This window comes from Kitasatospora sp. NPDC098652 (assembly GCF_044760155.1).
In the GTDB taxonomy this organism is placed as follows: Bacteria; Actinomycetota; Actinomycetes; order Streptomycetales; family Streptomycetaceae; genus Kitasatospora.
This window is the reverse complement of sequence record NZ_JBIWAQ010000004.1, coordinates 391,818-406,847: the sequence shown is the minus strand read 5'-3', so window position 1 is coordinate 406,847 and position 15,030 is coordinate 391,818. Positions and strand designations below refer to the sequence as shown.

At 73.5% G+C, this 15,030-nt stretch carries 15 protein-coding genes; 9 read left to right on the top strand and 6 right to left on the bottom strand.

Going from position 1 to position 15,030, the window contains the following annotated elements; genetic code table 11:
• Positions 1–33 precede the first annotated feature (33 nt).
• The gene (locus ACIQWA_RS12565; protein ID WP_350506166.1) at positions 34–291 is read right to left on the bottom strand and encodes a mycoredoxin; all 258 of its coding nucleotides are present in this window, start codon (positions 289–291) and stop codon (positions 34–36) included.
• 163 nt (positions 292–454) lie between these two features.
• On the opposite strand from ACIQWA_RS12565, the gene ACIQWA_RS12560 reads away from it, so the two are divergent.
• The 4 genes from ACIQWA_RS12560 to ACIQWA_RS12545 all read left to right on the top strand — a co-directional run bounded on the left by ACIQWA_RS12560 (position 455) and on the right by ACIQWA_RS12545 (position 4,431).
• Positions 455–2,722 (top strand): ATP-dependent DNA helicase UvrD2, encoded by a 2,268-nt coding sequence (locus tag ACIQWA_RS12560; protein ID WP_402481418.1) that lies wholly within the window; start codon positions 455–457, stop codon positions 2,720–2,722.
• A gap of 315 nt (positions 2,723–3,037) precedes the next feature.
• Positions 3,038–3,496, top strand: coding sequence for a hypothetical protein (locus ACIQWA_RS12555; protein WP_360244641.1), 459 nt, complete (start codon positions 3,038–3,040; stop codon positions 3,494–3,496).
• A gap of 168 nt (positions 3,497–3,664) precedes the next feature.
• Entirely contained in the window at positions 3,665–4,033 is a 369-nt protein-coding gene (locus ACIQWA_RS12550; protein WP_370863281.1) for a WhiB family transcriptional regulator, read from the top strand.
• Positions 4,030–4,431 (top strand): hypothetical protein, encoded by a 402-nt coding sequence (locus ACIQWA_RS12545; protein ID WP_360244644.1) that lies wholly within the window; start codon positions 4,030–4,032, stop codon positions 4,429–4,431. Before ACIQWA_RS12550 ends, ACIQWA_RS12545 begins: the two co-directional genes overlap by 4 nt.
• Positions 4,432–4,556: 125 nt before the next feature.
• Here ACIQWA_RS12545 and ACIQWA_RS12540 read toward each other — a convergent pair whose 3' ends face one another.
• Positions 4,557–6,011, bottom strand: a complete 1,455-nt coding sequence (locus ACIQWA_RS12540) for an ABC1 kinase family protein (protein ID WP_402481414.1) — start codon at positions 6,009–6,011, stop codon at positions 4,557–4,559.
• A gap of 465 nt (positions 6,012–6,476) precedes the next feature.
• Positions 6,477–7,556: a ThiF family adenylyltransferase gene (locus tag ACIQWA_RS12535; protein WP_360246207.1), complete on the bottom strand. Its 1,080-nt coding sequence runs from the start codon at positions 7,554–7,556 to the stop codon at positions 6,477–6,479.
• A 333-nt stretch (positions 7,557–7,889) separates the two neighbouring features.
• On the opposite strand from ACIQWA_RS12535, the gene ACIQWA_RS12530 reads away from it, so the two are divergent.
• Entirely contained in the window at positions 7,890–8,588 is a 699-nt protein-coding gene (locus ACIQWA_RS12530) for a M48 family metallopeptidase (protein ID WP_402481411.1), read from the top strand.
• Between the two features lie 68 nt (positions 8,589–8,656).
• Here ACIQWA_RS12530 and ACIQWA_RS12525 read toward each other — a convergent pair whose 3' ends face one another.
• On the bottom strand, positions 8,657–9,250 hold the full coding sequence (locus ACIQWA_RS12525) for an NUDIX hydrolase (RefSeq protein ID WP_402481408.1): 594 nt from the start codon (positions 9,248–9,250) through the stop codon (positions 8,657–8,659).
• Positions 9,247–10,812, bottom strand: coding sequence for a zinc-dependent metalloprotease (locus ACIQWA_RS12520; RefSeq protein WP_402481405.1), 1,566 nt, complete (start codon positions 10,810–10,812; stop codon positions 9,247–9,249). Before ACIQWA_RS12520 ends, ACIQWA_RS12525 begins: the two co-directional genes overlap by 4 nt.
• Positions 10,813–11,012: 200 nt before the next feature.
• On the opposite strand from ACIQWA_RS12520, the gene ACIQWA_RS12515 reads away from it, so the two are divergent.
• The 4 genes from ACIQWA_RS12515 (at position 11,013) to ACIQWA_RS12500 (ending at position 14,392) form a co-directional block, all read left to right on the top strand.
• The gene (locus ACIQWA_RS12515) at positions 11,013–12,161 is read left to right on the top strand and encodes an NAD-dependent epimerase/dehydratase family protein (RefSeq protein ID WP_188303064.1); all 1,149 of its coding nucleotides are present in this window, start codon (positions 11,013–11,015) and stop codon (positions 12,159–12,161) included.
• A 197-nt stretch (positions 12,162–12,358) separates the two neighbouring features.
• Complete coding sequence (locus ACIQWA_RS12510) at positions 12,359–12,799, top strand: molybdenum cofactor biosynthesis protein MoaE (RefSeq protein ID WP_360233300.1); 441 nt, start codon at positions 12,359–12,361, stop codon at positions 12,797–12,799.
• 246 nt (positions 12,800–13,045) lie between these two features.
• Positions 13,046–13,237, top strand: coding sequence for a hypothetical protein (locus ACIQWA_RS12505; protein WP_360233303.1), 192 nt, complete (start codon positions 13,046–13,048; stop codon positions 13,235–13,237).
• 42 nt (positions 13,238–13,279) lie between these two features.
• Positions 13,280–14,392: a PDZ domain-containing protein gene (locus tag ACIQWA_RS12500; protein WP_360233306.1), complete on the top strand. Its 1,113-nt coding sequence runs from the start codon at positions 13,280–13,282 to the stop codon at positions 14,390–14,392.
• 57 nt (positions 14,393–14,449) lie between these two features.
• Here ACIQWA_RS12500 and ACIQWA_RS12495 read toward each other — a convergent pair whose 3' ends face one another.
• Positions 14,450–15,022: a PPA1309 family protein gene (locus tag ACIQWA_RS12495; protein ID WP_360233309.1), complete on the bottom strand. Its 573-nt coding sequence runs from the start codon at positions 15,020–15,022 to the stop codon at positions 14,450–14,452.
• Positions 15,023–15,030: the final 8 nt, after the last annotated feature.

Below are 15,030 nucleotides of genomic sequence, written 5' to 3'. Positions count from 1 at the left end.
TGCCCCGGACGGGCCCCGGCGGACCGTGGCGGGTCAGGCCGCGAGGGCCTTCTTGACCTGGATCAGGCTCGGGTTCGTCATCACGACCTGCTCCCCGCCGCCCACCGGCTGCACCAGCACCGTCGGCACCGTCTGGTTGCCGCCGTTCACCGACTCGACGAACGCCGCCGACGCCGGGTCCTCCTCGATGTTGATCTCGGTGTAGCCGATGCCCTCGCGGTCCAGCTGGCTCTTGAGCCGGTTGCAGTAACCACACCAGGTCGTGCTGTACATCGTCACGGTGCCGGACATCGAGGGGGCTCCTTCGAAAGAGGGGTTCGTACGTTCTGACAGCCGCAACGTCCACCGGGTGGCAGTCATTCCGGCCCCAGGACGCACGGAGCAGAGCGATCATCCTGCGATCGCACCGGGCCTGTGGACAACCCCGCCCCCGTTGTCCCAGCGGGCTGAGAGGATGGAACGCATGCAGGAAGACCTCTTGAGCGGCAGCCCCTACGACGGCCCCCACGGCTCCCCCTGGGCCGACCCCGGCACCGCCACGGGCCCCGACGCCGTCCTCGCCGGGCTCGACCCCGAACAGCGCGCCGTCGCCACCGCCCTGCACGGCCCCGTCTGCGTCCTCGCCGGCGCCGGCACCGGCAAGACCCGCGCCATCACCCACCGCATCGCCTACGGCGTGCGCAGCGGCGTCTACCAGCCCCAGCAGGTCCTCGCCGTCACCTTCACCGCCCGCGCCGCCGGCGAGATGCGCGGCCGCCTGCGCCAGCTCGGCGCCGACGGCGTCCAGGCCCGGACCTTCCACGCCGCCGCCCTGCGCCAGCTCCAGTACTTCTGGCCCCGCGCCATCGGCGGCCCGGTGCCCCAGCTGCTCGAACGCAAGGTCCAGCTCGTCGCCGAGGCCGCCGGCCGCTGCGGACTGCGCGTCCAGCGCACCGAACTGCGCGACCTCACCGCCGAGATCGAATGGGCCAAGGTCACCCAGACCGCCCCCGAGGACTACCCCGCCGCCGTCGCCAAGTCCGGCCGCGAGGCCCCCCGCGACCCGGCCGAGACCGCCCAGGTCTACCGCGTCTACGAGGAGACCAAGACCCGCCGCGGCAACATCGACTTCGAGGACGTCCTGCTGCTCACCGCCGCCATCCTGGAGGACCGGCCCGACATCGCCGACCAGGTCCGCAGCCAGTACCGGCACTTCACCGTCGACGAGTACCAGGACGTCTCCCCGCTCCAGCAGCGCCTGCTCGACCGGTGGACCGGCGACGGCGGCGGCGCCAGCCTGTGCGTCGTCGGCGACGCCAGCCAGACCATCTACTCCTTCACCGGCGCCACCCCCGACTACCTGCTCAACTTCCGCAGCCGCCACCCCGAGGCCACCGTCGTCAAACTCGTCCGCGACTACCGCTCCACCCCCCAGGTCGTCCACCTCGCCAACGGACTGCTCTCCCAGGCCCGCGGCGAGGCCGCCCGCCACCGCCTCGAACTCGTCTCCCAGCGCGAGGCCGGCCCCGAACCCGTCTACACCGAGTACGAGGACGAGCCCACCGAGGCCGAGACCACCGCCCGCCGGATCAAGGACCTCATCGCCGCCGGCGTGCGCGCCAGCGAGATCGCCGTCCTGTTCCGCACCAACGGCCAGTCCGAGGTCTACGAACAGGCCCTCGCCGACCTCGGCGTCCCCTACCAGCTCAAGGGCGCCGAACGCTTCTTCGAGCGCCCCGAGGTCCGCGACGCAGGCGTGCTGCTGCGCGGCGCCGCCCGCGCCGCCGCCGACCCCCTCACCGCCGGCGCCCCCGACCTGGCCGGCCAGGTCCGCGCCGTCCTCGCCAGCCGCGGCTTCACCCCCGAACCGCCCGCCGGCTCCGGCGCCGTCCGCGACCGCTGGGAGTCCCTCGCCGCCCTCGTCCGGCTCGCCGAGGAGTTCGAGCGCACCCGCACCGCCGAAGGCCTGGACACCGACCTCGCCGCCTACGTCGCCGAACTCGACGCCCGCGCCGCCGCCCAGCACGCCCCCGCCGTCGAAGGCGTCACCCTCGCCTCCCTGCACGCCGCCAAGGGCCTCGAATGGGACGCCGTCTTCCTCGTCGGCCTCACCGAGGGCACCCTGCCGATCATCTACGCCAAGACCGACGAACAGATCGAGGAGGAACGCCGCCTCCTCTACGTCGGTGTCACCCGCGCCCGCAAGCACCTCAGCCTCTCCTGGGCCCTCTCCCGCTCCCCGGGCGGCCGCGCCTCCCGCAAACCCAGCCGCTTCATGGACGGGCTGCGCCCCGGCTCCGCCGCCCCGGGCGCGCGCACCGGTGCGCGGGGCGGGCGGGGGAGCGTCGAGGCCGGCGAGCGCTCCGCCGCCCGGCGGGTCCGCGGCCCGGTCAAGTGCCGGGTCTGCGACAAGGCGCTCACCGACGCCGTCGAACGCAAGCTGCGCCGCTGCGAGGACTGCCCGTCCACGATGGACGAGGCGCTCTACGAACGCCTGCGCGAGTGGCGGGCCGCCCAGGCCAAGGGGCAGGGCGTCCCCGCGTACGTGGTGTTCACCGACGCTACGCTGATGGCGATCGCCGAGGACGTGCCCGCGAACCGGCAGGAACTGGCCGTGATCTCGGGGGTCGGCGCCATGAAGCTGGACAAGTACGGGGCCGCCGTGCTCTCGTTGTGTGCGGGGGAGGAGCCCGAGGAGGATCCGGACGGCGTCGAGGACGACGGTCCGGTCGATCCGGCGTGAGCCGGCACGGGCGCGGTCCAGGGGACTGCTCGGGGGACTTCGTAACCGCCGCGGAACGTCGCGCGGACCGCGCCGTCGATGGCGTCGCGTGAACTCGCGTGAAAAATAGTTTGCGCGGCGTACCGGGAGCGCAATAGCCTGCCGGAGCGGTCAAGGGGACGAGGTCGCACGGGGTGAAACCTGTGCCGATTCCCCCACGCCACACAGCTACGCCGCACCGCTTCACCAGCTTTACCAGCTTCACCGAGACAGACATCCGAACATTCGGAGCCAGGGAGACCAGGCTCCGCGAGACGCCGAGAGGAGGCGAAGACAGTGGGAAACATCATGATCACCAAAATGACTGGCCAGACCGTTGTCGCTGCCTCCCTGCGTGCCGCCCGTCTGCGGGCGCTCGCCGAGCTCGGTGGAACCGGTCTGGGTCTCGACACCACCGGTGTCTCCGTCGCCTCCGCTGTCAGTGGTCTTGGACACACTGATCTGTGCCTCACGGGCGGCAGGAGTGTCGAAGGCACCCTCGTCGAGACCGGTCTGTCCCGTGGCTGGGCGCAGGTCGGCGCGTCGCGTCCCGAGTGCGACGAGCGACCGCTCCAGGCACCGAAGGCAGTCGTAGTCGCCGCCATGCATGGCGACTATGCGCAGGTCATCGGTGCCGGAAACGCCCAGAAGCAGAACGAGCAGCAGATCAACCAGGCCAAGGCCGCCTTTATCGGCGCCGAGGCCATCCGGATGCGGGCCTTCCGCGGGCCTGAACCCTGGAGAGAACGAACCTGAGCCAGCCTCAGGTCGGCACCTCCAGGGCCGCGGAACCCGTCACACCGGGATCCGCGGCCCTTCTGTTTTGTCCGGTACGCAAGACCACCCAGGCCCCCCGGGGCCTCCGGCCCAGCACCACCAGTCCACTGGGCCGGAACCACTGAGAAGACGAGGAAGACGCCCACAGTGTCCACGGTCATCACGCCGCCCATCCCGTCCGTACCGCCGACAAGCCAGATCACCAAGGCCGACCAGGCCGACCCTCCGGAGGTTCCGTTCATGCAGCTCAACTCGATCGAGCAGGCCGAGGCGCTCGGGCTCCCCATCCCCTGCCGCGCCTTCGACCCCGAGGTCTTCTTCGCCGAGACGCCCGCCGACGTCGAGTACGCGAAGTCCCTCTGCGGCACCTGCCCGGTGAAGGAGGCCTGCCTCGCGGGCGCCCTGGAGCGGCGCGAGCCGTGGGGCGTCTGGGGCGGCGAACTTTTCGTCCAGGGTGTCGTCGTGGCCCGCAAGCGGCCGCGTGGGCGTCCGCGCAAGACCGAGGTCATGGCGTGAACCCCGCCCACGACGCCAGGGCAGTCCGCCGGGGAGAGCAGCCCCCGCTGGACAGCGCCCTCCGCCGATCCGTACGGATCGCCGCCGCCAAGGCCGACGCAGCAGCCCGCACCGTCCCATTTCCGAGCACGCACCACGAGCAGGACCACCACATGACCCCCGCCGCCATCGATCCGACCGTCCGCGCCGAGCAGACCACCGAACTTCAGATCCAGAACAGGACCCTCGAAATGCAACTCCTGCATGAATCCCTGGCCCGTGCCCATATGCAAGACAGGCTCCACGAGGCCGAGGAACAACGCCTCGTCAGCCGGGTCGTCCGGGCCCGCAAGCTCCGGCAGCGGGCCGAGCGGGCCTCGCTGCGCGCCCGCAAGGCGCTCGCCGTCGCGCTGATGTAGCGCCGGCCCAGGCGGTTCGCCGCCGATCCGACCGACCCCCGTCGTGCCGCAGGCCGCCCCCCGTTCGCGGGGAGCGGCCTGCGGCCGTTGTGCTTGTTCGCGGCGCCCGCCCTCGGACGGTCGGCTCAGCCGCGGGCGGGCTTGGCGGACTTGGCGGGCTTGGCCGGGTTCGCGGACTTGGCGGACCTGGCGGATGCGGTGCGCTTCGCGGGCCCGGCCGGGCCGCCTCGCCCGGCCGGCTTCGCGGGGCGCTCACCGGAGAACTCGGGCAGCCACTCCAGCATCTCGGCGCGGAACGGCGCCTTGGCGCCCAGCTGGCACAGCACCCCGATGGTGCTCAGCGTCACCCGGTGGATCAGCAGGTACGAGGGCGGCAGGTTCAGCTGCTTGCCCAGGTTGTAGGCGGGCGAACGCGGATCGGCGATCCGGGCCGCCTGGGCCCGCATCCAGGCCCGGGTGAAGTGGAAGCCGTCCACCGCCGCCGGCTCGATGATCGGCAGCAGGTAGTCCAGCACCGCGTCCGGGTCCAACTCGATCGAGGGCTTCACGAAGCCCTCCTCGCGCAACATCGTGAGCACGCCCGCCGCGTCGCCGTCCAGGGCCATGCGCAGCGAGGCCCCGATCGGCGCGGGCAGCCCGCCCGGCAGCCGGTCCACGGTGCCGAAGTCCAGCACGCCCAGCCGCCAGCCCCCGACCGGGCCGTCGTCCTTCAACAGCCGGAAGTTGCCCGGGTGCGGGTCCGCGTGCAGCAGCCCCGTCCGCGACGGGCCGGCGAACAGGAACCGGGCCAGCAGCTGCCCGGCGCGGTCGCGTTCCTCCTGGGTGCCGTTCGCGATCACCTCGGAGAGCGGGGTGCCGTCCATCCACTCGGTGACCAGCACCTGGTCGGCCTGCGCCACCACGACCGGCACCACGATGTCCGGGTCGCCCGCGAACTCCTCGGCGTGCCGGCGCTGGGCCTGGGCCTCCAGCTCGTAGTCCAGCTCCTCCGAGACGCGCTCCCGCAGCTCGGTGATCAGCGGCTTGATGTCCAGCCCGGGGATCAACGGGCCGAGCAGCCAGGCCACCCGGGACAGTTGGGAGAGATCGGCGAGCAGGGCGTCGCCCGCGCCCGGGTACTGCACCTTGACGGCGACCCGTCTGCCGTCGTGCCAGACCGCGCGGTGCACCTGGCCGATCGAGGCGGCCGCCGCCGGGCGGTCGTCGAACTCCAGGAACAGCTCGCGCCAGCCCTCCCCAAGCCGCTCGGCCAGTGCGGTGTGCACCTTGGCGGCGGGCATCGGCGGAGCGGCATCCTGCAGCTTGGTGAGCGCCGCCCGGTACGGACCGGCGACCTCCTCGGGCAGCGCGGCCTCGAAGACGGACAGCACCTGCCCGAACTTCATCGCCCCGCCCTTGAGCTCGCCCAGCACCTTGAACAACTGGTCGGCGGTGGCCTGCTGGAGCTCGGCCGTCACCACCTCGGCGGACCGGCCGCCGATGCGCCTGCCCAGTCCGAGCGTGGCGCGACCGGCTATGCCCAGCGGCAGGGCGGCGAGCCGTGCCGTTCGGGTCACTGCCTTGCGCGGAAGATCGCTCACCCGGGCCTCCATTCCCCTGGCCCCCCGACCGCCGGACGGCCCACCATCACATACGCCATTGTGCCCGGTTCGCGGGCCTGCTCCGGCGGTATTTCGTGGGGGGCTCTCGGGGCTTCGCCCCGTCGACACTCCTGGGGCCCGCCCCCCTCCCCCCCCCGCCCCCCACCCACCCTCCTCCTCCCTCCTCCTCCCACCTCACCCGCCGCCTGCCCACCCACCCACCCACATCTCGCGCTCACCCCGTCCCTCGGAACAGCGGCTCCCGCTCTCTCCCGGCCCGCGCCCTGCCCCAGGCAGGGCGCGGGCCATGGGCTCTCCTGGCCATGGGCTCTCCTGGCCATGGGCTCTCCTGGCCGGGCGCCTTTGCCCGTGTCGGCCACGGGTCGGGTCGGGTGGCTGCTGAGCCCCGCAGCCGCCCGGGCCCGCGCCCGGTGCGTTCCTCGTGCCTCCTGTCCTCCTCGCGTCTCAGCTCGGCGGCAGCGGTTGCCACAGGCAGCCGCAGTCCGGGTGTCCTCGGAGCCGCAGGCGGCGGGGCATGCCGTCGCCCGCGGAGATCTCGCACCAGCCGTCGACGCTCGGCGGTCGGCCGCCGTCCAGGTACACCTGGACGTGCAGCGCCGCCAAACCGGCGACGGCCGTGGCCAGGGCCGTGTCGCAGGCCGGGGTGCGGGCCCGGCCCGGGCCGTCGTCCGCCAGCTGGGCGAGGACCCGCGGCCAGGCGGCGTCCTCGTCCTCCCGGCGCAGCACCAGGCAGTGCCCGCAGGCCGACCGCCCCGGGATCACCAGCGGTCCGACGATGCCGAACTCCTCGACCACGCCCACGTACAGGTGCGGCACCCCGGCCCTGAGCAGCAGCCGGGCCTCGTACGTTCCTCCCGCGAAGGCGGCGCTGCCGTCCCGGGGCGCGAGGACCACGAAGTCGGGCGGCGGGTCGTCGCTCTTGCGCCGGGGCACCGGGGCCAGTGGGCGGCCGGTGGCGCGTTGCACCGCCTCTCGGGCGACCGTCGAGCGCAGCCGCCCGATGTCCGAGGGCGGCAGCCCGGCGGGGGAGCAGTCGTCGGGCCGGACCCGGCCGGTGTCGGCCACCGTGACGGTGCCGGCGCCGCCGGCGGCGAGCACGGCCGCCACGGCCGCGCCGACCCGGCCCGCGCCGCGGACCTCGATCCTGGCCCTGGCGCGCCGGACCAGGACGGCCGGTGCGGCGCCCGGTCCGGAGTGGACCAAGGAGAGCGAGGCGAGGTCGGGCGCGAGGACGTCCTGGTGGGGCCGGGGGAAGTGCGACAGTGCCCGGCCGGTCGCCTCCGCGTCGTCCAGCAGCCCCGTCTCCTCCAGTTCGCTCAGCAGGGTGTCGGTGGGCTCGCGGCCGAGCCCGATCCGTTCGCCGGCGGAGAGGAGCTCGGGTCGTTCGCGCGTCCCGTCGAGCAGGTCGAGGAACTCGCACAGCGTCTTGTCGGCGTTGCCGAGCACCCCGGCGAACCGGGTGACGGTGCCGAACTGCAGGGTCTCGGAGTCCCGCCAGCTGCGGGACAGCGCGGGCTTGAGCATGAGGCGCACGGTGGTCTCCCTTCCGATCGTTTCCGGACGGCTGACCGCAGCATGCCCCATGGCGGCGGGGGCGTGCGGAAAGTTATCCACAGGTCCGGGCGCATGATCACACCATCTGTTCGGGAGCCCTGTGGATAACTGCCCATCCTTCCGGGCGTCGGTTTCCGGACACCCTCCGGCAGCCTTTCGTTCCCGATCGCTCCATGAAAGATTTCGGCCACGGCACCGGACTTCTGTCAGTGGTACCGGGTAACGTCGTGTGCCATGGCAGCCGAGCGGGACTCCCATCCACCGGCGTCGCGTCGGCGTGCCCGTGCAGCGTCCGGGTCCCAGATGGCGGCGCCGAGTACGCGCGGGCGCCCGGACGAGAAGCAGCGCGAGAAGCCGCACGACAAGCAGCAGGCGAGGCCGCAGTACCCGCCCGCGGGGGCGGTGCCCCCGGAGGCGCACGACCGCAGCCGGGTCGAGGTGCGGCGCAGCGCCCGGCGCAGCCGTACGGTCTCCGCCTACCGCGAAGGTGACCGCACCGTCGTGCTGATCCCGGCCCGGATGTCGCACGCCGAGGAGCAGCGCTGGGTCGCGCAGATGCTGGAGAAGCTCGCGGCCCAGGAGCGTCGGCGGATCCTCGGTGACGACGCCCTGATGTCACGGGCCCGGGAGCTGTCGGCGGCCTATCTGGCCGGCCGGGCCCAGCCGGTGCAGGTCCGCTGGGTGACCAACCAGAATTCGCGCTGGGGCTCCTGCACTCCCAGCGAGGGGACGATCCGGCTGTCGCACCGGCTGCAGGGCATGCCGGAGTACGTGCTGGACTACGTGCTGCTGCACGAGTTGGCGCACCTGCTGGTGCCGGACCACGGCCCGGCGTTCTGGGCGCTGCTGGAGGCCTATCCGCGGACGGAGCGGGCCCGCGGCTACCTGGAGGGCGTGGTGTCGGCGGCCCGGCTGCCGCACATCCCGGGGGCCCGGCACGGTGCGACGGGGACGGGGACGGGGCCGGGAGCGGAACCGGATCCGGGGGCTTCCTGCGGGTGAGGGTGGACATGAAGAGGGGGCGCGGACCGTACGGTCCGCGCCCCCTCTCCATGGCGCACTTCGGTCGGTCAGGCGGTGAGCCTCCGGGCCCGGGCGACGAGGTCGCGCACCGAGTGGTCGGTCAGCTCCGGCAGCCGGTCGTAGTCGAACCAGCGCAGGTCCAGCGACTCCTCGCTGATCAGCGCCTGCGCCCCGGCCGGGGCCAGCGCGATGTACTGGATGTCCAGGTGGGTGTTCTCCGGCCGGTCCTTGCCGGTGCAGCGGACCTGGTGGCGGTCCAGCTTGGCGGGGACGGGCACGCCGTCCTGCCGCAGCAGGGTGAGGTCGGGGATGCCGGACTCCTCGACGGCCTCGCGCAGGGCCGCGGAGGCGAGGTCGGCGTCGCCGGGCTCGCAGTGCCCGCCCATCTGCAGCCAGATGCCGACCTTGGGGTGCAGAGTGAGCAGCACCCGCCCAGCGGCGGGGTCGACGACCGCCGCGCTCGCGGTGATGTGGGCGGGCAGGCAGGACCGGTAGAGGCCCTCGGGCTGCTCGGCGAGGTGCGCGAGGTAGTCGAGGCGCAGCTGTTCCTGGTCCTGGTCGGCGGGCCGCCAGTCGGTCAGGGTGCGGACGGCGTCCGCGTGGAGGGTGGACGGGGACGTGGACGTCCCGGTGGCCGTCATGCGGTGGGCTCGCCCTTTCCGTCGGTGCCGTCCTGGTCGCCCTTCGGAGCGTCGCCGTTCGGGGTGTCGCCCTTCGGGGCGTCGCCCTTGGGCGGGTCGTTCTTGGTGAGGTCGGGCTTGCCGGCCGCGGCCTCGCCGAGCAGCTTGTCGAGGGCGTCGAAGTCGAAGCCGCCCTCCAGGTCCCCGCTGCCGCGGTGCACGAAGGCGTCCGGGTCGTCCAGGTCGGCGGCGGTGGGCAGCATGTCGGGGTGCTCCCAGAGCGCGTCGCGGCCCTCGATGCCACGGGCGTCGGCGAGCAGTGCCCAGAGCCGGGCGGCGTCGCGCAGGCGGCGGGGGCGCAGTTCCAGGCCGACCAGGGTGGCGAAGGTCTGCTCGGCGGGTCCGCCGGCGGCGCGGCGGCGGCGGACGGTCTCGCGCAGCGCGCCGGCCTGCGGCAGGTGGGGCTCGGCGGCGGCGTGCACGACGGCGTCGACCCAGCCCTCGACCAGGGCGAGCGCGGTCTCCAGGCGGGCGAGCGCGGCCTTCTGCGCGGGGGTGTCCTCGGGCTGGAGGAGGCCGCCGGCCAGTGCCTCCTGGAGGGCCTCCGGGTTGCCCGGGTCGAGCTGGCCGACGAGCTCCTCCATGCGGGAGGTGTCGACCTTGATGCCGCGCGCGTAGGCCTCGACGGCGCCCAGCAGGTGGGCCCGCAGCCACGGGACGTGGGCGAAGAGGCGCTGGTGGGCGGCCTCGCGCAGGGCGAGGTAGAGCCGGACCTCGTCGGCGGGCACGTTCAGGCCCTCGCCGAACTCGGCGACGTTCTGCGGGAGCAGGGCGGCCTTGCCGGCCGGGGCGAGCGGTAGGCCGACGTCGGTGGAGCCGACGACCTCGCCGGCCAGGGCGCCGAGCGCCTGGCCGATCTGGGTGCCGAACATGGCGCCGCCCATGGACCGCATCATGCCCATCAGCGGGCCGGCCATGGCCTGCATCTCCTCGGGCAGGACGCCGCCCATGGCGTTGCCGACCTGCTCGGCGACCGGGTCGACGAGGTCCTTCCAGACCGGGAGGGTGGCTTCGATCCACTCGGCGCGGCTCCAGGCGACGGCGGTGCCGGCGCCGGAGGGGAACTCGGTGACGCCGTCGAGCCACAGGTCGGCCAGGCGCACGGCCTCGACGACGGCGGAGCGTTCGGCGTCGCCGACCGAGCGGTCCTTGCTCTTGCCCTCGGCGGGTTCGGCGACGACGGTCTGCCGGGCGATGTTCTGGGCGAGTTCCCAGTTCACCGGACCGCCCTCGAAGGAGAGCATCTGGCCGAGCTGCTGGAAGGCGGCACCGAGGTCGCCGGGGTTCAGGCCGCCGAACATGGCGGCGAAGGGGTTGTCGGCTCCGGCGCCGCCGGGGCCGCCCGGGGTGCCGGGCAGGCCGAACATCGCGCCGAAGGGGTTGCCGGTCCCGAAGCCGAACGGCTGGGCGCCGCCGGTGCCTTCCTGGCCCTGCTCCTTCTTCTTCTGCGCGTCGTCGGGCTTGGCCTTGCCGTCCTCGGGCTCCTCGGGGGGAACGCCGAATCCGAAGGGAAGGTCGCTCACGGGGTCCTCGATCCGGTCGGCCGTCATACGGGTGTGGCGGGCAGTGCGGTCCGCCCGGGTCTCCGGTGGAGCGGGGGACTCGTGGGCGGTTCCCGAGGGCCAGGCCCGCGCCGGGTGCACCGCCGGGCCTTCGCCTCGGGCAGGATGGACGTACGTGACACACGTCCGTACGCACATAAGCTAACCGTGGAGGATGGCCGGTGAGTTCCCCGCCTTCGGACGTTCGCTCTGGGCTGACCGCTGGAGAGGACGATCCGGACGCCACGGCGTCGCCGCCTCCAGCCTACGGCGGGAGGCCGTTGACCGTGGCCGTGACCGGTGCGGCGGGGGTGCTGGGCGAGCGGGTCGCCGCCCGGCTGGTGGCCTCCCCGCACGTGCGCAGGGTGCTGGCGGTGGACGACCGGCGCGGTGAGGTCCCGGGCGTGCAGTGGCGGGTCCTGGACGTGCGGGACCCGGCGGTGGCCGAGCGGCTGGCCGGGGTCGACGTGGTGGTGCACCTGGCGATGGACTTCGGCATGGAGTCCGATCCGCGGGCCCGCAGCGCCTACAACGTGCGCGGCGCTCAGACGGTGCTGACCGCGGCGGCGGCCGCTGGCGTGCACCGGGTGGTGCTGTGCACCTCCGCGATGGTCTACGGCGCGCTGGCCGACAACGAGGTGCCGCTGGCCGAGGACTCGGAGCTGCGGGCGACCGAGGAGGCCTCGCTGGTCGGGGACCTGCTGGAGATCGAGCGGCTGGCCCGGCGGGCGCCGCGCGCCCACCCGGGGCTGCAGGTGACGGTGCTGCGACCGGCCGTGGTGGTGGGCCCCGGCGTGGACACCGTGCTGACCCGGCACTTCGAGGCGCCCCGGCTGCTGGTGGTGGCCGGTTCGCGCCCCTGCTGGCAGTTCTGCCACGTCGACGACCTGGCGGCGGCGCTGGAGTACGCGGCGCTGGGCCTGGTGGAGGGCGAGGTGACGGTCGGCTGCGACGGCTGGCTGGAGCAGGAGGACGTGGAGCGGCTGTCCGGGATCCGGCGGATGGAGCTGCCCGCCGCGCTGGCGCTCGGCACCGCGGCGCGGCTGCACCGGCTGGGGCTGACCCCGGCGCCGGCGGGCGACCTGGCGTACACGATGTACCCGTGGGTGGTGTCCGGGAGCAGGCTGCACGAGGCGGGCTGGCGTCCGGAGTTCACCAACGAGCAGGTGCTGGCCGAGCTGCTGGCGCAGGTGTCGGGCAAGCACGCGGTGGCGGGTCGCCGGCTGGGCGGCAAGGAGGCCGCGACCAGCCTGGGGGCGGCCGGGGCGACGGTGGCGCTGGTCGGTACGGCGGCGCTGGTGCGCCGGGCCCGCAAGCGTCGCCGCTTCTGAGCCGCCGCCGCTGAGTCGCCACTGCTGAGTTGATGCTGCCGGGGCGCTTTCCGAAGACGCTTCTCGAGGGCGCCCCGCCCGGAGGCGAGGCCCGAAGGCGGCGCCCGGCGGGCGCCGGTTCTCACGATGCGAAATTTCGGAATCGTGATGCGGAAGCCCCTTGCCCCGATCGGCCCCCGATGAGGAATCATGGGGTCATGTCCGAGAACCACGACCCCATCCGCCTGCTCGCCATCCGCGACACCCCGCTCTCGCTGGACGAGGTGTACGAGGCGGTCGGCGACGACGCGGCCGGCGGTACCACCGTCTTCGTCGGGACGGTCCGGGACCACGACGGCGGCAAGTCGGTCGCCGCGCTGGAGTACAGCTGCCACCCCACCGCCGAGGCGGAGATGCGCCGGATCGCCGAGAAGGTCGTCGCCGACTTCCCGGTACGGGCGCTCGCCGCGGTGCACCGGGTGGGCCGGCTGGAGATCACCGACAAGGCCGTGATCGTCGCCGTCTCCTGCGCCCACCGCGGTGAGGCCTTCGCGGCCGCCCGCCGGCTGATCGACGACCTCAAGCACGAGGTGCCGATCTGGAAGCACCAGGTCTTCTCCGACGGCGAGGAGGAGTGGGTCGGCGCCGGGGGCTGCTGACCGGGCTCCCGTTCCCGGGGCGGTGAGCAGCCGCCCGACCGCGCGGGTGCGGTGCAACCGCCCGCACACGGAGCACGTCCTTCGGGGCAGGCGCGCCGCGGCCTCACCCGAACGGGTCCGGCCGGGGGCGCCGGATACTCCCTGGAAGTGAGCCGATCGGCCGTCCCGTAACCCGGATGGCGCCGGCCGCGTTGTCCGCCGGGGTGGTTAATCTGCTCATAGACCCGAGGAGCTGGGAGTACTGACATGGGTGCGCTCGCCTGGCTGATCATTCCGGTTGTCGCCGTCCTGGTCGCGGCCGCCTGGGCGGGGTGGGCCCAGCGGGCCCCGAAGGCCACCGGCGATCCGGCCTCGCTCGCCGAGCACCGGCGCTTCATGGCCGCGATGGAGCGGACCACCGCGGGCTCCGCCGCCCCCGGGGAGCGCTCCGGCCGGTAGCCCGGCGGGCGCCGCGTCACGGGCGTCCCGTACTGTCGAGGCATGCCACGCCGCTCCGCGACGATGCTCGCTGCCACCCTGCTGCTCATAGCGCTGCTCTGCGTCTCGGTGCTGATGAAGGTGCCGTACACGGAGATGAGCCCGGGCCCGACGTACAACACGCTCGGCGAGCAGGGGGGCAAGCCGGTGATCACCATCACCGGCCACGACTCGTACCGGACGAGCGGTCACCTCAACATGACCACCGTCCAGGTCACCGGGGCCAAGTACGAGCCCAGCCTGGTCAACGCGGTGATCGGCTGGATGCGCGACGACGTGCTGGTGGTGCCGCACGACAACGTCTACCCCAAGGGGCAGTCGGACGCCGACGCCAAGAAGCAGAACGCCGAGGAGTTCGCCTCCTCCGAGGACAGCGCCCGCACCGCCGCGCTCAAGCAGCTGGGCGTCCCGGTCGGCAACGAGCTGATCGTCAAGTCGGTCACCGCGGGGGCCCCGGCCGAGGGCCGGCTGCACGCGGGCGACCAGATCGTCGCGGTGGACGGCACCGCCGTCGGCTCGGTGGACCAGGTGGTCGCCGCCGTCACCAAGCACAAGCCCGGCGAGTCGGTGGTCTTCACCGTGGTGCCGCGGGCCAAGGACACCTCCGGCAACGGCTCCGCCACCCCGGGGACGAAGACCGACGTCACCGTGCCGACCGTCCGGGCCAAGGACCTCGACCCGAAGGCGCCGGCCGAGCGGGCCGAGCTCGCCGTGGTCGGCATCGGCACCGGGATCCGGCACACCTACCCGTTCCAGATCGACATCGGCCTGCAGGACGTCGGCGGCCCGAGCGCCGGGCTGATGTTCTCGCTCGGCATCGTCGACAAGCTCACCCCGGGCGGCGACCTCACCGGCGGCAAGTTCGTCGCGGGCACCGGCACCATCGACGACGACGGCAAGGTCGGCCCGATCGGCGGGATATCGATGAAGCTGATCGCCGCCCGGGACGCCGGGGCCGAGTACTTCTTCACCCCGGCCTCGAACTGCGCCGAGGCCACCAAGAACGTGCCGTCCGGGTTGACCCTGATCAAGACGGACACCCTGGACGGCGCGCTCAAGTCGCTGGAGCAGATCCGCTCCGGGCAGGCCTCCGCGCTGCCGTCCTGCCCCCGCTAGCCGGGCCCTGGGCGGGCCTTGGGCGAGCCCTCGGCCGAGCGGGGGCGGGAGCGGGGGTCAGGAGAAGGTCGCCAGCAGCGCGTCGGTCAGGCCGGGGACCAGGTCCGGGCCGGTCAGCACCTCGCGGGCGACGTCCTTGGAGCGCAGCCGCAGGGCGATCTCCTTCTTGCCGTCGCGCAGCACCGCGGCGGTGATCCGCACCTCCTCGCGCTTGGGGTGGTTGGCCACCCACTCGGCGAGCTGGGCGTCGCTGGCACCGCGCGGGCGGGACTGCTCGGCGCCCGGCGGCAGCATCAGCCGCTCGACCACCAGGGCGCAGCCGGCCACCGCGTCGGGCCAGGCGATGGTGCCGAGGAACTTGTCGAGCTCCATGCCGGCCGGCAGCTCGTCCTGCTCGACCGGGGTGAGGCCGGGTTCGTCGCTGTCGGCGAGGCCGAGCTGCTTGGCGATGCGCGGGTCGGCCTTGCGCAGGGCGGCGCTGTCCACCAGGGCGAACAGCCGGGCCGGGAGGTCCCAGCCGAGGGTCGCGGCGTACTCGTCGATCTCCAGCGCGGCCCGGGTGAGGGGGGTGGCGGCGGGGAGCTTGGAGACGTCGTCGGGGGAGTTGTTCAGATCAGGCGCGTCGGACATGACTCAAT